The sequence below is a fragment of the Profundibacterium mesophilum KAUST100406-0324 genome (assembly GCF_009835145.1).
Taxonomy (GTDB): domain Bacteria; phylum Pseudomonadota; class Alphaproteobacteria; order Rhodobacterales; family Rhodobacteraceae; genus Profundibacterium; species Profundibacterium mesophilum.
On the sequence record NZ_APKE01000001.1, the window covers coordinates 20585 to 41600 of the forward strand.

General features: G+C 68.3%; 19 protein-coding genes. 6 read left to right on the forward strand and 13 right to left on the reverse strand.

All coding sequences use genetic code 11. The features are described 5' to 3' along the window. Positions 1 to 45: 45 nt before the first annotated feature. From PMES_RS00070 to PMES_RS00090, 5 genes are all read right to left on the reverse strand, one after another. On the reverse strand, positions 46 to 2472 hold the full coding sequence (locus PMES_RS00070; protein WP_159963492.1) for a glycogen/starch/alpha-glucan phosphorylase: 2427 nt from the start codon (positions 2470 to 2472) through the stop codon (positions 46 to 48). Positions 2473 to 2667: 195 nt separating this feature from the next. Beyond that, positions 2668 to 3339, reverse strand: a complete 672-nt coding sequence (locus PMES_RS00075) for an alpha/beta hydrolase (protein WP_159963493.1) — start codon at positions 3337 to 3339, stop codon at positions 2668 to 2670. Then, positions 3336 to 4001, reverse strand: coding sequence for a DNA-3-methyladenine glycosylase family protein (locus tag PMES_RS00080; protein ID WP_159963494.1), 666 nt, complete (start codon positions 3999 to 4001; stop codon positions 3336 to 3338). Before PMES_RS00080 ends, PMES_RS00075 begins: the two co-directional genes overlap by 4 nt. After that, positions 3998 to 4744 carry a cobalt-precorrin-6A reductase gene (locus PMES_RS00085; RefSeq protein ID WP_159963495.1) on the reverse strand — a complete coding sequence of 249 codons (747 nt, stop codon included), beginning with the start codon at positions 4742 to 4744 and terminating at the stop codon, positions 3998 to 4000. The genes PMES_RS00080 and PMES_RS00085 overlap by 4 nt, the downstream gene beginning before the upstream one ends. After that, positions 4737 to 5792: a cobalt-precorrin-5B (C(1))-methyltransferase gene (locus PMES_RS00090; RefSeq protein ID WP_159963496.1), complete on the reverse strand. Its 1056-nt coding sequence runs from the start codon at positions 5790 to 5792 to the stop codon at positions 4737 to 4739. Before PMES_RS00090 ends, PMES_RS00085 begins: the two co-directional genes overlap by 8 nt. A gap of 164 nt (positions 5793 to 5956) precedes the next feature. Here PMES_RS00090 and cobA point away from each other — a divergent pair, with 164 nt between their 5' ends. From cobA to PMES_RS00105, 3 genes are read left to right on the forward strand one after another with little or no spacing between them, the layout of a single operon-like run. Beyond that, positions 5957 to 6817: a uroporphyrinogen-III C-methyltransferase gene (gene cobA, locus PMES_RS00095; RefSeq protein WP_159963497.1), complete on the forward strand. Its 861-nt coding sequence runs from the start codon at positions 5957 to 5959 to the stop codon at positions 6815 to 6817. Next, positions 6810 to 8114, forward strand: a complete 1305-nt coding sequence (locus PMES_RS00100; protein ID WP_236549637.1) for a cobyrinic acid a,c-diamide synthase CobB — start codon at positions 6810 to 6812, stop codon at positions 8112 to 8114. Before cobA ends, PMES_RS00100 begins: the two co-directional genes overlap by 8 nt. 37 nt (positions 8115 to 8151) lie before the next feature. Then, a complete protein-coding gene (locus PMES_RS00105; RefSeq protein ID WP_159963498.1) occupies positions 8152 to 9381 on the forward strand; it encodes an MFS transporter in 1230 nt (409 codons plus the stop codon). A gap of 20 nt (positions 9382 to 9401) precedes the next feature. Here PMES_RS00105 and PMES_RS00110 read toward each other — a convergent pair whose 3' ends face one another. Then, complete coding sequence (locus PMES_RS00110) at positions 9402 to 10169, reverse strand: squalene/phytoene synthase family protein (RefSeq protein ID WP_159963499.1); 768 nt, start codon at positions 10167 to 10169, stop codon at positions 9402 to 9404. Continuing rightward, positions 10166 to 11785, reverse strand: coding sequence for a citramalate synthase (gene cimA, locus PMES_RS00115; RefSeq protein ID WP_438943217.1), 1620 nt, complete (start codon positions 11783 to 11785; stop codon positions 10166 to 10168). The genes PMES_RS00110 and cimA overlap by 4 nt, the downstream gene beginning before the upstream one ends. 338 nt (positions 11786 to 12123) lie before the next feature. Between cimA and PMES_RS00120 the strand changes: the two genes are divergently transcribed. Next, positions 12124 to 13449: an acetamidase/formamidase family protein gene (locus PMES_RS00120; protein WP_159963500.1), complete on the forward strand. Its 1326-nt coding sequence runs from the start codon at positions 12124 to 12126 to the stop codon at positions 13447 to 13449. A gap of 134 nt (positions 13450 to 13583) precedes the next feature. Here PMES_RS00120 and cysS read toward each other — a convergent pair whose 3' ends face one another. The 5 genes from cysS to PMES_RS00145 form a co-directional block, all read right to left on the reverse strand. Next, positions 13584 to 15017, reverse strand: coding sequence for a cysteine--tRNA ligase (gene cysS, locus PMES_RS00125; RefSeq protein ID WP_159963501.1), 1434 nt, complete (start codon positions 15015 to 15017; stop codon positions 13584 to 13586). 152 nt (positions 15018 to 15169) lie between these two features. Continuing rightward, positions 15170 to 15826, reverse strand: coding sequence for an outer membrane protein (locus PMES_RS00130; protein WP_159963502.1), 657 nt, complete (start codon positions 15824 to 15826; stop codon positions 15170 to 15172). A gap of 533 nt (positions 15827 to 16359) precedes the next feature. Then, a complete protein-coding gene (locus tag PMES_RS00135; protein ID WP_159963503.1) occupies positions 16360 to 18171 on the reverse strand; it encodes an ABC-F family ATP-binding cassette domain-containing protein in 1812 nt (603 codons plus the stop codon). Positions 18172 to 18229: 58 nt separating this feature from the next. Next, on the reverse strand, positions 18230 to 18568 hold the full coding sequence (locus tag PMES_RS00140; protein WP_236549638.1) for a DUF1294 domain-containing protein: 339 nt from the start codon (positions 18566 to 18568) through the stop codon (positions 18230 to 18232). A gap of 61 nt (positions 18569 to 18629) precedes the next feature. Next, positions 18630 to 19376 (reverse strand): GNAT family N-acetyltransferase, encoded by a 747-nt coding sequence (locus PMES_RS00145; protein WP_159963504.1) that lies wholly within the window; start codon positions 19374 to 19376, stop codon positions 18630 to 18632. 103 nt (positions 19377 to 19479) lie between these two features. Here PMES_RS00145 and msrB point away from each other — a divergent pair, with 103 nt between their 5' ends. Continuing rightward, positions 19480 to 19881, forward strand: a complete 402-nt coding sequence (gene msrB, locus PMES_RS00150) for a peptide-methionine (R)-S-oxide reductase MsrB (RefSeq protein WP_159963505.1) — start codon at positions 19480 to 19482, stop codon at positions 19879 to 19881. 9 nt (positions 19882 to 19890) lie between these two features. On the opposite strand, the gene PMES_RS00155 is transcribed toward msrB, so the two are convergent. Beyond that, on the reverse strand, positions 19891 to 20337 hold the full coding sequence (locus PMES_RS00155) for an outer membrane protein assembly factor BamE (protein WP_159963506.1): 447 nt from the start codon (positions 20335 to 20337) through the stop codon (positions 19891 to 19893). 88 nt (positions 20338 to 20425) lie between these two features. Here PMES_RS00155 and PMES_RS00160 point away from each other — a divergent pair, with 88 nt between their 5' ends. After that, the gene (locus PMES_RS00160; RefSeq protein WP_236549639.1) at positions 20426 to 20977 is read left to right on the forward strand and encodes a YceD family protein; all 552 of its coding nucleotides are present in this window, start codon (positions 20426 to 20428) and stop codon (positions 20975 to 20977) included. The last annotated feature ends 39 nt before the right edge of the window (positions 20978 to 21016 follow it).

Consider the following 21016-nt stretch of genomic DNA (forward strand, 5'->3'; position numbering starts at 1 on the left):
TTGTCGTCGGCGTTGCTTGTCTGTGTGCTCATAGTCCAACCGGTTCTAGTTCTGCCTGTGCGATACCAAGCCTTCATCACGCCCATCGGTTCCAGCATCCGCAAGCAACCCCTGCGCATTCCAGATCTGGGACATGTAGCTCCTGATCGTCCGGTCCGAGGAGAACCATCCCGAACGCGCCGTGTTCAGGATCGCCATCCGCATCCATGCGGTCCGGTCGCGATAGGCGACATCGACCTCGCGCTGGGCACGCCAGTAGTCGGTGAAATCGGAGGAGACGAGGAAGTAGTCCGCTTGCGACAGGTTTGACACGATCGCGTCGAACCGGCCCCGCTCGCCCGGCGAAAAGGCGCCGTCACGGATGGCGTCGAGCGCCCGTGCAAGGCGCGGATCGGCCTCGATCGCGCGCGCGGCATGGCCGTCGATCGCGCGCCTCGCCATGACCTCGTCAGCATCCATGCCGAAGAGAAAGAAGTTCTCGGCCCCGACAAGCTCGCGAATCTCGACATTGGCTCCGTCGAGTGTCCCGATCGTCAGCGCCCCGTTCAACGCGAATTTCATGTTGCCCGTGCCGGACGCTTCCTTGCCGGCGGTCGAGATCTGCTCGCTGAGATCGGAGGCCGGGATCAGGCGCTCGGCAAGGCTGACATTGTAGTTCGCGGGATAATCGATCTTGAGGAATTTCGAGGTGACGGGATCGGAGTTGATCACCTGCGCGACCGAATTGATCAGGTGGATGATCTCCTTGGCAAAGACATAGCCCGGCGCCGCCTTGCCGCCGAAGATCTTCACCCTCGGGGTCCAGTCCCCGTTCGGATTGTCGCCGATCTCCTGCCACAGGGCGATCGCCTCCAGGATGTTGAGGTGCTGGCGCTTGTATTCGTGGATCCGCTTGATCTGCACATCGAACATCGCTTCGGGATCGACGCTCACGCCCCGCTCGGCGCGCAGGTAACTGGCAAGCTCCTCCTTGTTGGCACGCTTGGCGGCGGCATAATCCTCGCGGAAGCCGGCATCCTCGGCGAGCGGCTCGATCTCGTGCAGCCGCTCCAGATCGTCCACCCACTCCTCACCGATCGCATCCGTCAGAAGCCCCGAGAGGCGCGGATTGGCCGACAGCACCCAGCGCCGCGGCGTTACCCCATTCGTCTGGTTGAGGATGCGTTCGGGATGCAGGCGGTGCAGCTCGGAAAAGACCGTCCGCTTCATCAGCTCGGTATGCAGTGCCGAGACCCCGTTGACCTTGTGCGCCATGCAGAAGGCCAGCTCGCCCATCTTCACCTCGCCATTCTCGCGCATCGTGATGCCGCGATCGGGATGAGCGGCGGCATGGGCGGCATCGATCCGCTCGATGAGGCTGAGATGACGCGGCAGCAGGCTGCCCATGAGCCCCTCGCTCCAGCGCTCCAGCGCTTCGGGGAGCAGCGTGTGGTTGGTATAGCTGAGGCATCCGCGCGCGGTGACGATCGCCTCGTCGAGCGGCATGCCATGCACGTCATGCAGCAGGCGCACCAGCTCGGGGCCGGCGATCGCGGGGTGGGTGTCGTTGAGCTGGATCGCGACCTTCCGCGGCAGCTGCCGCAAATCGTCATGCTCGCTGAGGAAGCGGCGCAGGATGTCGTTCAGGCTGGCTGCGGTGAAGAAATATTCCTGCTTGAGACGCAGGCGCTTGCCCTCTTCGGTCGTGTCGTCGGGATAGAGGACGCGGCTGATCGTGCGCGCCAGGGCCTCGGGCTCGGCGGCGCCGTAGTAATCGCCACGATTGAAGCGGTCGAGATCGAAGAAGGTCGTGGGCTTGGCCGACCACAGGCGCAGCGTGTTCGCCCAGCGCCCCTTCCAGCCGATCACCGGCGTGTCATAGGCCTCGGCGACGACCGACTCGGCCGGGGTCCATTCGGTCCGCCCCGCATTGCTGGCGACCCGGCCGCCGAAACCGATCTCGAATGCGGCGCCGGGGCGCTCGAATTCCCAGGCATGCGGCTGACGCAGCCAGTCCTCGGGCGATTCGACCTGCCGGCCATCGACGAAGCTCTGACGGAAGAGGCCATGCTCGTAGCGGATACCGTAGCCGTAGGCCGGACAGCCGACCGTCGCGAGCGATTCGAGAAAGCAGGCCGCAAGCCGGCCAAGGCCGCCATTGCCCAGCGCCGCGTCCGGCTCGTCGCTCAGGACGGTGTCGAGATCGAGCCCGAGGCTCGACATCGCGGCGGAGGCACTCTCCATCAGGCCCAGATTGACCACCGCATCCTCGAGCAGGCGACCGATCAGGAATTCCATCGACAAATAGTAGACCCGTTTGCCCTTCGCCGCCTCGGCGGCCTGGGTGGAGGCGAACCACGGATCGACGATCCGGTCACGGATCGCGTAGCTCAGCGCGATGCGCCAATCGGTGACGCTCGCGCGGTCCGGATCGGTTCCGAGGGCGTATTTCAAGTGAGCGAGGATCGCCTCACGCAGTTCGGTGGTGGTCATCTCTCACCTTTCTATATGTCTGCGGCGCGGCGGCCGTTCTGGGTCGAACCGAAACGCCTGTCCCTGGTGGGCGCTGCGACGCGGGCGGGCGCGGCGATATCGACCTTGGCGCCATCGATAGCGGTAACAGCCCATGCTAGGAAGCGCCAATGAGGGCTTGCGCGTCCCGGTATGGGCCGCGCAAGCCCTGCGCGGTCAGGTTCCCTCGACGCCCAGGCGCTCGCGCGCGAAGGCCAGAGCGAGGCTCAGCCCGTCGGGAGCAATCCCGTGCGCGGTGCCCTTCATGACATGCGCGAAGACATCGATGCCCGCGTCCTGGAGCGCCTGCGCCGCTTCCGGCATCGAGGCCGGCGGCACGACATCATCCTGATCGCCATGCAGCAGCAGCACGGGCGGCCGGGCGGTGATCTCGTCCTGCAACGTCTCGGCGCGCAGCAGACGGCCGGAGAAGCCGATGATCCCGGCAAACTCCGCGTCGCGGCGCAGGCCCACATGCAGCGCCATCATCGTGCCTTGGGAGAAACCGAGAACGATCATCCGCTCCGCCGCGATGCCCTCCTCCTCGAGGACGCGGTCGAGATAGGCATCGAGATCGGCGATCGCGGAGCTCATGCCCTTCTCCGCCTCAGCCGGGTCGGAGCCGTCGATCCAGGGGATCGGAAACCACTGGTATCCGGCGGGGTTGACCGCGCAGCGTTCCGGCGCGTCCGGCGCGACGAAGAGCGTGTCGGGCAGATGTTCCCCGAGCGGATCGGCAAGACCGATCAGGTCAGCCGCATCGGCGCCGTAGCCGTGGAGGAATACCATGATGGAGGTTGCGCTGCCGGATTTCGCGGCACGCCGCCGGCTTTCGAGTATGCGGGTCATGCGGTTCCTTCTCGTCCCTTGACCTCCCGGTAGTAGGCCCAAAGCGCCCGTGCCGCAACGCCCCGCCAAGGCCGCCACGGCTCGGCCAGCCGGCGCAGCGCGCCCTCGCTCGGGCGCGCGTCGAGGCCGAGCATCACCCGCGCGGCCTCCTGGAGCGCAAGGTCGCCGGCCGGGAACGCATCGGCACGGCCCAGGGCGAAGAGCGCGTAGATCTCGGCCGTCCAGCGCCCGATCCCGGGTATCGCCACAAGCGCGTCGATCACCTCTTGCGTGGGGGCCGTGCGCAGGGCGCCGTAATCGAGATCGGCCGCGGCCAGCGCCCTGAGATAGCGCGCCTTGGGCCGGCTGAGGCCGCAGGCCCGCAACGCCTCGTCGCTTGCCGCGAGGACGGCATGCGGCGCATCGAAACCCGCCGCGCGCACCCGCCCGCCGATCGCCGCCGCCGCCGCGACCGAGACCTGCTGCCCGATGATCGCATCGCTCAACGCCTCATACCCGTCGACGCGCCGGCGCAGGGGCCAGTCTCCCGTCGCCTCGTAGACCTTCGCAAAGCGCGGCTCCGCTTCGATCAGGGCCCGCGTCCCCTCCGCGATGCAATCCGCGCCGGTGATGACCCGTTCGTCGTGGGCAGGGGCGGCCTCGTTCGGACCTGGCTTGCTCATTGCGCGATCTCCTCGCTCCATGTCAGCGCGTCCTGCGCCGTTTCGACCAATGCGCCCGCATGGCGCGGCGGACGGGCGATCATGGCGATGCGGATGCCGAGCTGCCGCGCGGCATCGAGCTTGGAGCGGCTGGCATCGCCCCCGGCATTGCGCATCACCAGCCAGTCGATTGCAAGCTCCTCGAAGAGCGCGACCTCCTGGGCAATGCTGAAAGGTGGCCGGCCCACGACGAAGCGCCCCCCTTCGAAGGGGAACGGTGTCCGCGGCGCCTCGATCTGGCGGCAGAAGAGCGTCCTGCCGCGCATCCCTGCAAAAGCATGCAGGGTCTTGCGCCCGGTGGCCAGGAAGACCCGTGCGCCGGGGGCGACAAGCGCTGCGACATCCTCCTCATGCGCGACATCGTGCCAAAGATCCCCCGGCAGCCTCTGCCATGGCGGGCGCAACACGCGCAGATAGGGAAGGCCCATCTCGGCGCAGACCGCGAAGCTGCGCGGTCCCATACGCGCGGCGTGGGGATGGGTCGCGTCGATCACGGCGCCGATCCGTTCGGATGCGAGGAAGTCGGCAAAGCCGTGCGCGCTTCCAAAGCCGCCGATCCGAAGGGGCAGGCCCAGATCCGCCGGCGCGCGGGTATCGCCGGCGAGCGAGGCGATGGCGCTGCGTCCCCGGCGGGCAAGCGCCTGCCCGATCACACGCGCCTCCGTGCTGCCGGCCAGAAGCAGAAGGCGCCGCGGCTCAGGCACGGGCGACGATCCGCCCCTCGCGGTCGCAAGCGACGATGTCCACCGCGATGCCGCTGCCCTCAAAAAGGCAGCCGGCGGCGCGCAAGGCGTCCCGTGCCACCGCCTGCGCAAGGGAGGGTCCGGCGATCCCATGCGCCTCGAGCACGGTGCGCGCCCCGGCGACCTGCGGCATCCCGCATGACGCGGCAAGACGCTCGAAATCAACCTGGCTGCGCGAGGAATGCAGATCGCGCGCGCCCTGTCCCAGCTTGGCAAGCTTCGCAAGGCCGCCGGCGATGGTGACGCGCGGAACCGGGTGGCGCAGGAGATACTTGCTCATGCCGCCCGCGAAATCCCCCATGTCGATCATCGCGTGATCGGGCAGCGCGTAGAGCGCCTGCACCGCGCGCTCACTCTGAGCGCCGGTCGCACCGGCGACATGCGGCAGCTTCGCGGCACGCGCCACGTCGATTCCCCGGTGGATGGAGGCGATCCAGGCGGCGCAGGAGAAGGGCCGCACGATCCCGGTGGTGCCGAGGATCGACAGCCCGCCGACGATGCCGAGGCGCGGGTTCCAGGTCCGGGCGGCGATCTCCGCCCCGCCGGGCACAGAGATCTCGACCCTGACATCGGGGGCGTGCCCGGTCTCGGCGGCGATCGCGTCGATCTCGGCGCACATCATCCGGCGCGGCACCGGGTTGATCGCGGGCTCGCCCGGCGCGATCGGCAGGCCCGGCATCGTTACCGTGCCCACCCCCTCTCCGGCCGCGAAAACGACGCCCCCCGCCGAGGCGCTCACCCGCACCAGGACAAGCGCGCCATGGGTCACGTCGGGATCATCGCCCGCATCCTTGATCACCCCGGCCTGCGCCCATCCCGCGCCGCGCGCCGACTGCGCGATCTCGAAGACCGGACGCTCGCCGCGTGGCAGGACGATCTCGACCCGCGCGAGCCGCCGCTCTTCCCACAGATCGTGCAACGCCGCGCGCAGCGCCGCCGTGGCGCAGGCGCCGGTGGTCCAGCCCCGGCGCAGCGCGGTGCCGGGCGTCCTTGTGGAATGGGTGCTCATGGCCAAGACTATAGGCGTCGGCGCGGGCGGGGCCAATGGGCGCCGCGCCGACCGCTCCCCCGCCGTCCTCCCGGAAGTTCCCACCCAAGTCGCCTGTCGCAAACAGCGCGCCGCAGGCCGCGTCGGGGCTTGGCCGTGCCGCGCATTGCGGCCATAACCACCCCATGCGCGACTCGTCCCCCCTCCCCCCGATGAGCACCGGAGACTGGCCGGTCATGAAACCCGGCTGGGTCTGGCTCTGCGGTGCGGGTCCGGGCGATCCGGGACTGCTGACGCTGCATGCACTCAACGCCCTGCGCCAGGCGGACAAGGTAATCTACGACGCCCTCGTCGATCCCTCGATCCTGGCATGGGCCCCGCAAGCCGAGCATGTCTATGCGGGCAAGCGCGGCGGCAAGCCCTCGGCGCTGCAGCGCGACATCTCGCTCCAGCTCGTCGAGATGGCCCGCGCAGGGTACCGGGTCCTGCGGCTCAAGGGCGGCGATCCGTTCGTCTTCGGCCGCGGCGGCGAAGAGGCGCAGACCCTCGTGCAGCACGGTATCCCGATCCGCATCGTGCCTGGCATCTCGGCGGGGATCGGCGGGCTGGCCTATGCCGGCATTCCGGTCACGCATCGCGACGTGAACCAGTCGGTGACCTTCGTGACCGGCCATGACCAGTCCGGCCAGACACCGGGCACCCTTGACTGGCAGGCGATCTCGCGCGGCAGCCAGGTCATCGTGATCTACATGGGCATGAAACATATCCGCCAGATCGCGCAGGCGCTCATCGCCGCCGGGCGCGCGCCCGACGAGCCTGTCAGCGTCGTGACTTCGGCGACCACGCCCGATCAATCCGTGCTCGAGACGAGCCTTGCTGCCTGCGAGGATGACATCACCGCCGCCGGGCTGGAGCCGCCGGCGATCATCTGTGTCGGGCGCTCGGTCCTGATGCGCCAGGTTCTCGACTGGCAGGCGATGGCGCAAGGGGCCGCGCCCCGCGATCTCGACCCGCTCGGCCGCGGGCGCCCGGCCGAGAGTGCCTGACATCCAGGATCGAAGGTCGGGCGGCGGCGGGGTGATCATCGCCGCGCCTGCCTCGGGGGCAGGCAAGACCACCCTCACGCTCGGCCTGCTGCGGGCGCTGCGCAATCGCGGCATTGCGGTGAGGGGCGCGAAATCGGGACCGGACTATATCGACCCGCGCTTCCACGCGGCCGCCAGCGGCGCGGCCTGCGTCAACCTGGACGCCTTCGCCATGCCCCCGAACCGTATCATCGCGCGGGCCTCGGGACCGGGTCTCCTGCTGATCGAGGGGGCGATGGGCCTCTTCGACGGGGCGCCGCCGGACGGACGCGGCGCGGCGGCGGATCTCGCGCGTATCCTTGCCCTCCCCGTCATCCTCGTCGTTGATGCCGCGCGCATGGCGCAGTCGGTCCTGCCGCTCGTCGAAGGTTTCGCGCGGCATGATCCCTCGGTTCGGATCGCGGGAATAATCCTCAATCGCTGCGGCTCCGAGCGTCATGCCGGGATGCTGACCCGCGCGCTGGCGCCTGCCGGCATCCCGGTACTCGGCGCGCTGCTGCGACAGGAGAGCATCGCGCATCCCTCGCGCCACCTGGGGCTCGTTCAGGCAGAGGAGCGCGCCGATCTCGATCTCTATCTCGAGGATGCCGCCAGACATGCGCAGGCGGCCATCGACCTCGACGCGCTATGCGCTATCGCCGCCCCCCTGCCGCCCTGCCCGAACCCGGCAGCGCCCTCCCCGCCCCCCGCGCAGCGCATCGCCGTGGCCCAGGACCGGGCCTTCGCCTTCCACTACCCGCATCTGCTCGGCGACTGGCACCGCGCCGGTGCGCAGGTCATGCCCTTCTCACCCCTGGCCGACGAGGCGCCAGACCGCGACGCCGATCTCGTCTATCTTCCCGGCGGTTATCCCGAGCTGCATGCCGGCAGGCTCGCCGCCGCGCAGCGGTTCCTTGGCGGATTGCGCATGGCCGCCGAACGCGCGGCGATCTTCGGGGAATGCGGCGGCTACATGGTCCTGGGCCACGGCCTGATCGATGCGGACGGCGTGAGGCACGAGATGGCGGGCCTTCTGGATCTGGAAACCAGCTTCGCCCGGAGGCGCCTGCATCTGGGCTACAGGCTGCTCGAAACGGCGCGGGGTCCCTTCGCGGGACGCTGGGCCGGACATGAGTTCCACTACGCGACCACGCTGCGCGCCGAGGGGACGCCGCTCTTCGAGGCACGGGACGCCGCCGGCGATCCGCTCGCCCCGATGGGCCTGTCGCGCGGCATGGTGCAGGGAAGCTTCGCCCATCTCATCGACCGGCGCGAATGACCTTCCGTCGCGGCCGGCCGCGCGCTAGGCAGGAGCCATGAGCCTGACGCACGCACCGATCGCCCGCGACGGCGGCACCGAACGCCGCAACGTGGCCCTGCTGGTCTGCGCGCAGGCATTCCTGGGCGCGCAGATGCCCATGCTCTTCATCGTCGGCGGGCTCGCGGGCGGCTCGCTGGCCAGCAGCGCCTGCTTCGCGACGATGCCGATCTCGCTGATCGTGCTGGGATCGATGCTGACGGCGCAGCCGCTGTCGGCGCTGATGCAGCGATCGGGCCGGCGGATCGGCTTTCTCGCCGGGGCGCTCGGGGGGAGCCTTGGCGCCGCGATCTCGGCCGCGGGCCTCGCCACCGGGAGCTTCGCGCTCTTCCTGGCAGGCGCGCTGCTCACCGGTATCTACATGTCCGCGCAGGGCTTCTTTCGATTCGCGGCCGCCGATACCGCCTCCGAGGCATTCAGGCCAAAGGCAATCTCCTACGTGATGGCCGGCGGCCTCGTCTCGGCGATCCTCGGGCCCGCGCTCGTCAAGCTGACCGCCGATGCGCTCCCGGTGCCCTTCCTGGCGACCTACCTCGCGGTGATCGCGATCAACGCGCTGGGGGCGGTGCTTTTCGTGTTCCTGCGCATACCGCCCCCGCCGCCCCCCGGCATCGGCACCGCACGCGGGCGCGGCCATGGCGCGCTCTTGCGCGATCCGCGCATCGCCGTCGCCATCATCTGCGCGATGGTGAGCTACGCGCTGATGAACCTCGTGATGACCTCGACGCCGCTTGCCGTGGTCGGGGTCGGCTATGACGCGTCCCATGCCGCCGATATCGTCAGCGGGCACGTCCTCGCGATGTTCGCGCCGTCCTTCTTTACCGGCCACCTGATCGCCCGGTTCGGCGCGCGGCGGATCGTGGCCCTCGGACTGGCGATCCTCGCCGGGGCGGGGGGTGTCGCCCTTGCGGGGATCGAGCTGGGACATTTCTTCGTCGCGCTGATCCTGCTTGGGGTGGGCTGGAATTTCGGCTTCATCGGCGCGACCGCGATGCTCACCGCCGCCCATGAGCCGCAGGAGCGCGGCCGGGTGCAGGGTCTCAACGACATGATCGTCTTCGGCTGCGTCACACTCGCCTCGCTCGCCTCGGGCGGGTTGCTGAACTGTTCGGGCGGCGCGCCCGATCAGGGCTGGACGGCCGTGAACCTCGCCATGATACCGTTCCTCGGGCTTGCCGCGCTCGCTCTCGTCTGGCTTGGAAAGCTCGACAGGCGCGCCGTCGCCTGACGTCACGCCCTACGCGCTCGCTACCAGCGGCCGGCCACCGCCTTGACGAGCAAGGAGCCGCGCCGGCGGAACTCGGCGAGGCCGAGTCGTCCTTCGATGGCGGCATCGGGATCGCGAACCGCCTGATCCAGCAGCACCGGCGCGGTCCAGAACGCCCGCAACACACCGGTCGCCGGTCCGAACCGGATGCGGCGCGCAGCTTCGAGATCGGACAGCGCCCCTTGCGCAAGCTCGACGATGGCATCCCGCGGATCGGGGCCGAGCGGCTGCACGCCTTGCGCGGCAAGCGGCGCGAGCGCACAGAGGAAGCGGGCCGCGGCGCCCGCGCTGGCCGCGCCCCGAAGATCTTCGGGACGCGCGTCCCCCGAGCCCAGCCCCGCCCCGGCAACGACCGCAAGCGTGCCCGCCGTCGCCTCCAGATAGGCGCGCAGGTCAGGCAGCCCGGCAAAAGGCTGGGGCATGATATCCCGCTCGCGCGCGTCGATGACCGGCAGGAGGTCGCGCGCGTCGAGACCGTGGGCGCGCAACTCGGCGGCCAGGGGCGCGACGGTCTCGTGCTGGCGCACGATGTCGCCTTCCGCGATCTCGCCCAGCGCGTCGCGCCACCATTGCAGGCGCATCTGCGCAATCATCGGCTCGCGTGCCGCGATTGGCGCGCGCGAGACCTCCAGGTTGAAGGCGTAGAGCGTGAAGAGCAGTGGACGCGCGGCCGCCGGCATCGTCATCGTCGACAAGAAGCGGTCCTCGTCTGCCCTGCGCACCGCCTCGGCACAGGATTGAACGCTCATACCGGCACCGCCTCATCGCGGATCAGCTTCCAGTTGATCGCATCGAGCAGCGCCTCGAAACTGGCATCGACGATATTGGCCGACACCCCGACCGTGGACCAGCGTCGGCCAGCGCCATCCTCGCTGTCAATGACGACCCGCGTGACCGCCTCGGTGCCGCCCTGCGTGATCCTCACCTTGAAATCCACGAGCCGCAGATCGTCGATATGCTTCTGATAGGGGCCGAGATCCTTGGCCAGCGCCTTGGCAAGCGCGTTGACGGGCCCGCGATCCGACCCCGAGGCGTCGAGGCTTTCGCTGACCGACAGGACCTTCTGCGCGCCGATCTTCACCACGACGACGGCCTCCGACAGGCTGACCATCCGGTCATACTTGTTCTTGCGACGCTCGATGCTCACCCTGTAACGCTTGATGTCGAAGAATCGTGGAAGCATCCCGAGATGCGCGCGCGCGACCAGCTCGAAACTCGCCTGCGCCGTGTCATAGGAATATCCCCGCTCCTCGCGGGCTTTGACATCCTCGAGAATGCTCTCGAGCGCCGGGTCTCCCTTATGCGCCTGCAGCCCCATCTCGCCCAGACGGCGCAGCAGGTTCGACTGTCCCGCCTGGTTCGACATCGGGATGATCCGTGCATTGCCCACGTCCTCCGGCGTGACATGCTCGTAGGTCGAGGGATCCTTCAGGATCGCGCTGGCATGCAGGCCCGCCTTGTGGGCAAAGGCCGATGCGCCGACATAGGGCGCACTGCGCCGGGGCACCCGGTTGAGGATGTCATCAAGGCTCCGGCTCATCCGCGTGATCTGCGTGAGCGCCTGCGCCCCCACGCCGATCTCGTAGCGGCTGCGATAGGGCTCCTTGAGCAATAGCGTCGGGATCAGCGTCGTCAGGTTGGCATTCCCGCAGCGCTCGCCGAGACCGTTCAGCGTCCCCTGGATCTGCCGCACGCCCGCATCGATCGCCGCCAGGCTGCAGGCGGCGGCGTTTCCGGTATCGTCATGGGCATGGATGCCGAGATGATCGCCGGGAATGCCCCGCGCGATCACCTCGGCGCAGATCGCACCGATCCGCGCCGGCAGGACACCCCCGTTCGTATCGCACAGCACGATCCAACGGGCGCCCGCGTCCAGCGCCGCGCGCAGGCAGTCGAACGCGTAATCGGCATCCGCCTCCCAGCCATCGAAGAAATGCTCCGCGTCGAAGAGTGCCTCGCGCCCCTGCGCCACGACATGGGCGATCGAGCGGGAGATGTTGTCGAGATTTTCCTCGAGCGTGATCCCGAGAGCCGTGCGTACGTGAAAGACATGGGCCTTGCCAACGAGACAGACCGCCGGCGTGCGCGCGTTCAGCACCGCGCCCAGAACCTCGTCGTTTTCCGCCGAGCGGCCCGACCGTTTCGTCATCCCGAACGCGGTCATCACCGCCCGCATCGCGGACGCCGTCTCGAAGAACGCGCTATCCGTGGGATTGGCCCCCGGCCAGCCGCCCTCGACGTAATCCACCCCCAGCTCATCGAGCATACCGGCAATGCGGCCCTTCTCGGCGGTGGAGAACTGGACCCCCTGCGTCTGCTGCCCGTCGCGCAGCGTGGTGTCGTATAGGTAGAGACGCTCCACGATCAGCTATCCTTCATCTTCGTCCCAAATACCTCGGGGGAGCCGTATCCGCAGGATGCGGGCGGGGGCGGAGCCCCCCTTCCGGAATGCCGCGCGCGCCGCGGCCGAACGTCGACCGCCCCCCGGGCCGCGACCCTGTGTCCACGATGACGGCGCCCCGACGCGGCCGGGCGAGCTTGCGCCCGCTTTCTGCTCGCCTTGCAGGGAGCCCGTCAACCGATTCGCGCGCCATGTTGCCCGCACGCTGCCAATGCGCGATGCCGGGGCGCCCATCATTTCCATTTACCTTTCGCCACGAGCGTCTAGCCTCGTCGCAGTCAACCCTGAGGAGGTATCACACCATGCCCGACGGAAACGCTCCCGCCACGACCAGCCCCCGGCGCAGCATCGTGGTGCAGGAATTCACCAACAGCGTCCTCGATCCGAACCAGCCGATGCTCGGCCCGGTGCAGGATGGCGGCACGATCATCGCCAATACCGCGCCCGGCTGCTGGGGACCGATGATCACCCCCCGCCTGCGCGGCGGGCACGAGGTGACCCGGCCCGTCTTCGTCGAGGGCGCGGAGATCGGCGACGGGGTCGCCATCCGCATCCGCGACATCACCGTGACATCCTCGGCCACCGCGTCGGGCCATGACAGCTCGCCCGAGGGTTTCTGCCTCGGCGATCCCTATGTCGCCGCGCGCTGCCCCGAATGCGACACCGTCTGGCCCGAGACCCATATCGAAGGCAGCGGCGGGAAATCGGTGCGCTGCGATGCCTGCGGCAATCCCGTCACCCCCTTCGAGATCGTCCACGGCTATACCGTGGCCTTCGATGACACCCGCAATGTCGGCCTGACCCTGCCGCGCAAGGCCGCCGATGCCATTGCCGAGCGGGCCGAGCATTACGCCGCCCTGCCCGACGGAAGCCGGCAGCATTCGATCCTGCATTACGCCCCGTCGGACATGCCCGGCACGCTCGTCAGGATGCGCCCCTTCATGGGACAGCTCGGCAGCTGCCCCTCGATGCCCATGCCAGACAGCCATAACGCCGGAGATTTCGGCGCTTTCCTGGTCGGGGCGCCGCATGATTACGCCATCACGCCCGAAGAGCTCGCCGAGCACAAGACCGACGGACACATGGACATCGATGCCGTGCGTGCCGGCGCTATCCTGATCGCCCCGGTCAAGGTGCGCGGCGCCGGCATCTATATGGGTGACATGCATGCCGCCCAGGGCGACGGCGAGATCGCCGGGCACACGATGGACGTTTCGGGAAGCGTCACGCTGCAGGTCGAGGTCGTGAAGGACTATCCGCTCGATGGTCCGGTCCTGTTTCCCCTTGAAGAGGACCTGCCACCGCTCGCCCGCCCCTTCAGCGCGGCCGAGCTTGCAAAGGGGCAGCGCCTCGCTGAACGCTGGTCCACCGGCAAGATCGCGCCCCTCGCGCCGATCTCGGTCATCGGAACGGCCGCCAACCTGAACGACGCGATCGAGAACGGCCTCGCGCGGGCCGCACGGCTGCTCGACATGACCGTGGCCGAGGTGCGCAACCGCGCGACGGTCAACGGGGCCATCGAGATCGGCCGGGCCCCCGGCGTCATCCAGGTAACCTTCCTGGTCCCGCTGGACCGGCTCGACGCGGTCAAGCTGGGCGATTACGCGCGGGAGCAATACGGGCTCTGAGCGCCCGCGGGGGAGTCCTTCCTGCCGGTGGCCGGGTGATGCCCCCCGCGCCCGCCGTCAACGTGCAGTGCACTGCGCCGTCGACCATCTGCCCGCCTGCAGGCCCCAAGGGGCACGCGGGCGGGCACGAGGGCTCAGCGATGGGGTGCGAGCTTTTCGGGATCGAAATCCGGCCCGGCGCTCCAACCCGATTCGGCACCGATATCCGTGACCCGGACATCCGCCGCCGACAGGATATCGCGCACCGCATCGGCCTCGGCGAAATCCTTGCGGGCCCGCGCGTCCCGGCGCCGCGCAAGAAGCGCCTCGACCGTCTGCGCGATCCACGGCTCGAGCGCGGCATCGCCGCCGGCATCGTCCTGTGCGAGCGTTTCCCAGTCCGGCGCGAGACCCAGCAGCTCGAGCCCATGCGCGAAGGGGGCCAGCGCCTCGGCCGTGCGTCCCTTCGACAGGACATGAAGCCTTGCGAGCGCGCCGGGCGTGTTGATGTCGTTGGCCAGGACCCCGAGGAACTCGGCATCGGGGCGCCAGGCCCCGGCCCGCGCGAGCGCCGCGTTCAGTTCGGGACCGAAACCGTGACGCCGCAGCAGATCGTGCCAGCGGCGCAGCGTCTCCTGCGCCTCGCCGCGCTTCTCCTCGGTCCAGTCCATCGGCTTGCGGTAATGGGTCGAGAGCATGACCAGCCGGATCACCTGACCGGGTATGCCCCGCTCCAGGAGCGCGCGCGCCGTGAAGAAATTGCCAAGGGACTTGGACATCTTGCGCCCTTCCACCTGCAACATCTCGTTATGCAGCCAGACACGCGCGAATTCGCCATCCGGATGAGCGCAGCGGGATTGGGCGATCTCGTTCTCGTGGTGGGGAAATTGCAGATCGTTCCCGCCCGCATGAATGTCGAAGCTTTCCCCGAGCAGCTCGTAGCTCATCGCCGAGCATTCGATATGCCAACCCGGCCGCCCCCGGCCCCAGGGGCTCTCCCAACCCGGAACATCCCCCACCGAAGGCTTCCACAGCACGAAATCCATGGGATTGCGCTTGTAAGGCGCGATCTCGACACGGGCACCCGCGATCATGTCGTCAAGGCTGCGCCCCGACAACGCGCCATATTCCTCGAAGCTCTCGACCGCGAAGAGGACATGACCCTCCGCCTCATAGGCATGGCCGCCTGCAATCAGCGTCCCGATCATCTCGACCATCTGCGCGATATAGGCGGTCGCGCGGGGCGCGTGGTCGGGCGGCAGGTTTCCCAGCGCTGCCATGTCCTCGGCATACCACGCGCAGGTCTCGTCCGCGATCTGCGCGATGTCGCGTCCGGTCTGGGAGGCACGGGCGTTAATCTTGTCGTCGACATCGGTGATGTTGCGCACGTAGGTGACGTGATCGGCCCCGTAAACATGTCGCAGGAGGCGCACCAGGACGTCGATTACGATGGCCGGCCGTGCGTTGCCGAGATGCGCGCGGTCATAAACGGTCGGCCCGCACAGGTAGATCCCGACATTGCCCGGATCGATCGGCTCGAAGCTTACCTTCCGGCGGGTGCGCGTGTTGTGCAGCTTGATCTCGGTCATGCCCTGTCCTTCCTGTTCGCCCCGGCCTTAGCAAGTTCCGGCGGGCGGGGAAACGGCCCAAAGCCGCGCCGGCGCCCGTCACCCGGCAACGAGAAGGGGGCACGCCATCGGCGCACCCCCTCCAGGTCAAGCAAGATCGCGGGTTGTGCGGATCAGAACTTGTAGGCGACTTTCGCCTGAACGGTCGTCACGTCGGCATCGATGCCGGTGTCGTCGAAATCGTCGAAGCCGTTGTAGTTGACTTCGCCGCCGACGATCACGTTGTCGGTGATGGCATAATCAACGCCCACGCCGACGACGTAGCCGGTGTCCTCATAGGAGATGTCGTTGAAATCGGCTTCGGCATAGGCGACGCCGGCAACGCCGTAGACCAGGGTGCGGCCGGCATCATAGCCGAACTTCGCCTTCAGCTGGTGCAGGCTGTCAACTTCGGCATTGGTGATGCTGCCGTCGTTGTTGTCCTGGTCGAAGTCGAGGTTGCCGGCGTTCAGGGCCAGCTCGGCGCCGGCGACGAAGGAACCGAAATCGTAGAGGTAGGCAGCGTTGACGCCACCGATCGCACCATTCGCATCCGTGTCGTCGAAGAAGTTGAACTCTTCGTTCGCTTCATCTTCGATGCCGTCGAAATCGAGGTTCAGCGCGCCGTAGCCAACCTGCGCACCGGCATAGGCGCCGGTCCAGTTGAAGCCGGCAGCCATCGGGGCGGCGGGCGTGAAGACCGGGGCTTCGACCGGGGCGGGGCTGACATTGCCGGCGAAAGCGGGGGCGGCAGCGACGGCAGCGACGGCTGCAAGAGCAATATATTTCATGGAGGTCTCTCCTAGTTACTGTATCGCCCGGCGCGGTTGCGGTGCGGGCTCGACCCCCTTTACGCGCAAAAGCGCCGGTTGTTCCAACCCCGACTGCGCATATCAGCTATGATCCGCTGGCATGCCGGCGGAAAAATGCCGCCATGCGGCATGTTGGACGATCACGTCTTCTGGAGGCGCGGCACCGAGGCCACAGGATCGATCCGATAATGACGCCAAAGCGAAATTTGATCCGCAAATTGGAACTTTTTTTTCGCACCGGCACAAGGGGCAATGATACCGGCCTCGGCGAATAACGACCAAGGGCAGTGCAGCGCGGGAAGATTCTCGAAGAGCAAGGCGGATGTGGGTGAGCGGCGTAGGGCGGAACCGGCACCCCGCAACACGCGGGTTTCGCGAAGGGGTCATGCACCGGGCAAGGCAGCCGCCGTCCATCCCGCATAAGGGGCGCACAGCCTCCATAAAGCGCGTGCCGATGCCGGAGCGGGCGGCGAAGGGCCGGCATGATCCTGCCTGCGCCGCGAGGCGGCGGATCAGCCCTCGGCCCGCTCCTCGAGTGCAAGCCATTCCTCCTCGGCGGCCGAAAGGGCCGCCTGCCTTTCGGCCAGCGCCTCGGTGGCCTTGCGGAACTTCATCGGCGCCGCGTCGAAAAGTGCCGGATCGGCCAGGAGTTCGGTCAATTTCGCGATTTCCGCCTCGAGACGCGCGATCTCGTCGGGCAGCGCCTTGAGCCTGTGGCTTTCGGTGAAGCTGAGCTTCGGCGTGGTTTTCTGGGCCGGGGGCGCATCCTTGCGGGGAGCCGCAGGCTTGCCGCTTGCCGCCGGTGCCGTCTCCTCCTTCGGCCTCTGGTTCTGGTAATCCGACCAGCCGCCCGGATAGATCATCGCCCGCCCGTCGCCTTCCATGGCCACGGTCATCGTCGCCGTCCGGTCGAGAAAATCGCGATCGTGGCTGACCAGAAGGACGGTGCCGTCATATTCGCCCAGCAGGTCCTGCAAAAGGTCGAGCGTCTCGATATCGAGATCGTTGGTCGGCTCGTCGAGCACGAGAAGGTTCGATTGCCGCGCCATGATCCGTGCAAGCAGGAGCCGCGCCTTCTCGCCCCCCGACAGCGCCCTGACCGGCGCGCGCGCCTGTGCCTCGCTGAAGAGGAAATCCTTGAGGTAGCCGACGACATGGCGGGGCGTGCCGCGCACCATCACTTGGTCGGCATTGCCCGAGACGCGCATCTCGGGCGTACCGGTCAGGCTTTCCCAAAGCGTCATGTCGGGGTCGAGCTGCGCACGGGCCTGGTCGAAGACCGCGATCTCGAGATTGGTGCCGAGCTGGATCGTGCCGTCATCTGGCGCGATTTCGCCAGTCAGCATCTTGAGCAAGGTCGTCTTGCCTGCGCCGTTCGGCCCGACGAAGGCCACGCGGTCGCCGCGCTGGATGCGGATGGAAAACGGATCGAGGATGGTGCGATCGCCGAATGACTTGGAGATCTCCTTGGCCTCGATCACCCTCTTGCCGCTCGTGCTTCCCGCCTCAAGTGCCATCTCGGCCGTACCCTGGCGCCGGATCATGGAGGCGCGATCCTCGCGCAGCGCGGCGAGCGCACGCACCCGGCCCTGGTTGCGCTTGCGCCGCGCGCTGATCCCCTCGACCGCCCAGCGGGCCTCGGCCTTGATCTTGCGATCGAGCTTGTGCCGGGCGATGTCCTCCTCCTCCCAGATCTTGTCACGCCATTCCTCGAAACCGTCGAAGCCGGTCTCCTGGCGGCGCACCCCGCCACGGTCGATCCACAAGGTGGCCCGTGTGAGGTTCCTGAGGAAAGCCCTGTCATGGCTGATGATGACATAGGCGGTGCGGGTGGACTTGAGCTGTTGCTCGAGCCAGTGGATCGCATGGATGTCGAGATGGTTCGTCGGCTCGTCGAGAAGCATCAGCTCGGGCGCCTCGGCAAGAAGCTTGGCCAGGGCCGCGCGCCGCCGCTCGCCGCCCGACGCGGTCGCGACGGGTCGATCGGGATCGAACTTGAGCCCCTCGGCCGCCATCTCGACCTTGTAGCTCTCGGCCGGATCGAGTCCGCTCGCGGCGAACTCGCCCAGCGTCTCGAAGCCCGCCATTTCCGGCTCCTGCTCCATGTAGCCGACCGCGACGCCCGGCGGGATCGCGCGCTCGCCGCGATCGGGCAGGACCAGGCCGGCCATCACCTTCATCAAGGTGGACTTGCCGGAGCCGTTGCGGCCTACCAGGGCCACCCGGTCGCTGGGCTGGACGACCAGGTCGAGGCCACTGAATACGGGATCGCCGCCGAATGTCAGGGCGATGTCGGAAAGCTGGAGGAGGGGTGCGCGTGCCATGAGCGCCAGCTAGGGGGCGCGGGGCGCGAGGTCAACTGCGCTTTTGCCGCGCGGCGCGTCAGGCTTGCGGCGCGGCGGCCAAGACGATGGTGGCCCCGATGATGACCGCACAGAGCGCAAGACCGAGCAGGGTGCACCCGACCAACCTGCGCCCGAAGGGTTGTTTGCGGGTCTTATGACGCGCGAGATGCCCGGCAAGAAGCGCGCCGGCGCCCCCGCCCAGCGCCGCGAGACGCAGCAGGCGTGCCTCCGGGATCCGCCGCCGCCCGCGCCGGGCCGCGCGCTTGTCGATCACCATCATCAGTCCCGCCCAGAGGTTTAGCGCGGCAATCGCGGCGATCGCGGCTCCCGAGAAGGCCATCACGCCGCCCTGCCCCATGGACGCGAGGCGGGCCACGGTGCCGGCATCGGGGGCGCTCCGGCCCTGATCGAGGGGGCGCGGCGCCGGCGCAGGGCGATCAACTCGCCGAAGCGCGCAGAAGCCGCATCCGCCCCTCGGGGATCGCGGCCACCTCGAGTGCGGTGAAGACATGCACGGTATCGAGCGACCGGTCGATGACGGCGTGATCGCCCACCCATCCGCCCATCGCCAGATAGGCGCGCAGGAGCGCCGGGGTGGCACGCGCCGCGCGCTTGAGATCCGGGCGTTCGGGCGCGATGCTCGTGAAAGGGACGACTTCCCGCGCCTTCGGCTCCGGCCGCCAGGATGCAGGGCCGAGGTGCCGCGCCAGCAGAAGGCCGAACGCATCGGCGTAGAGCGTCGGATCGGCGCCCCTGAAGGAGGTGCAGCCAAAAAGCATTCCCGCCCCGCGCGTCTCGATGAGCCTGGTCAGCGCGCCCCAGGCCAGGCGCACGATGTCCGGATCGCCCCGCCCCGGCGCCGCGCAGAAGCGCCCGAGCTCCGCCATCGGCCCGCCATAGGCGGCAAGGCCCGACAGGTCGTAGAATTGCGCCGAGTAGCTCCCGCCGATCTCGGCCCCGCGGGTCAGGAAGAGCAAGCGGAAACATCCCACCAGGGTGCCGCTTTCCCGCTCCTCGATCAGCACATGGGTGCAGCGCGCGTCGAACGCATCCGCATCGCACCGATCGGCATCGCCCCGCTCCGCGAGAAAGGCCTGCCCGCGCAGCCTTTGCGCCGCGGCGACATCGCCGGCGTCCTGCGCCAGGCGCGCCCGCAGGGCGCCTTTTTCCAGTATGATCTGCACTGCCGCGGTCCCGCATCTTGGTTCACATGCCTGAAAACTTACATGGCACGAGGACGGTTTCGTTTCGCAGACCCTTACCGACAAGCCCAGGAGGAGACAACGCGTGCAAGAGTTCACGAGAACCGACGAGGAATGGCGCGCCGCGCTCGATCCACTTGCCTACAGGGTCCTGCGCCGTGGCGGCACCGAGCGCGCGCACAGCCATCCTGGCTTTCCCGGCGGACGGGGGCATTTTGCCTGCACGGGATGCGGGGCACCGCTTTTCGACGGTTCCCGCAAGTTCGACAGCCGCACCGGCTGGCCCTCCTTCTGGCAGTCGATCGAGGATGCCGTCGCCGAGCGCGCCGAGCGCAAGTGGCTGCTGAGCCGAACCGAGGTGAGCTGTGCCTCCTGCGGCTCGCATCTGGGCCATGTCTTCGAGGACGGCCCCGCGCCCACGGGCCTGCGCTACTGCATCAACGGCGTGGCGCTTGCCTTCGTTCCGGCGGCCGGGCGCGCGGGCTAGCACGCGGCCTCAGTCGACGAAATTACCGGCCTCGAAATTGCCGATATTGCCGAAGAGCTGACTGAGGAAGCCGACGCCCTTCACGTTGGCTTCCGTCACCCGCCGCGACAGCGCGACGACGCGCCCCTCGCGCAGGCCGAAGCGTTCGATGTTCTCAACCGTGCCCGCCGGCGTGAAGCTGATCGCCACCACCTCGCGATCGATTTCCTCCGGGGCGCGATAGGCGAACTGGCGAAAGCGGCTCTGCACGTAGTACCAGCCGCCATCGCCGAGAAGTCCGGCCGAGGTCGGCGTGCCGATCGCCTGGGCGACCGTGTCGCGCGTGTCGACGCCAACCTGCAGGGTCGCGAGATCCTCGTCGACCGGCACATAGCCGTGGTTGCGGTAGACCGAGGAGCATCCCGCCACGAGCAGCAACAGTCCGGCGGCAACGGCGCCCTTCGTCCAACGTGCCATCAGTGGATATTCCTCTCGCCTTGACCTTCGGGCCTCAGGGTCCGATTACAGAAGGAACTCCCCCTGAGCAAGAATGGATGCCTTTCGAATGGATGAGCGTGATCGAACCGGGCGTATCGTGCAACTGGGCGACGGTGCGCCGCGCCGCGAGCAGGATTTCGAAATCGTCCCAAACGCGCAGGATCGCGCGGCCCTCGCCGAGGCGCTCGGCATCCTCGCGGTCCGCAAATTGCGCTTCACCGGACGGCTCGTGCCCATTTCCCGGCGGGACTGGACACTCGAGGCCAAGCTGGGCGCGAGCGTGGTGCAGGAATGCGGCGTGACCTTGGCCCCGGTCACGAGCCGGATCGAGGAAACCGTGCGCCGCCGGTTCCTCACCGAGATGCCCCAGGTCGAGGCGGGCGGCGAGGTCGAGATGCCCGAGGACGAAACCATCGAACCCCTGCCGCAATCGGTCGACCTGACTGCGGTCCTGCACGAGGCGCTGGCCCTTGCCCTGCCCCCTTTCCCGCGCGCCGAGGGCGCCGATCTGGGAGAGGCGGTCTTCACTGAACCGGGCAAGGCGCCGATGCGTGACGAGGACGCGCGCCCCTTTGCCGACCTCGCCGCGCTGCGCGACAAGCTCGCCGGCAAGGACTGAAGGCGCCGCCGCCCTCCGGAACGCGGCCGAATCGGGGCG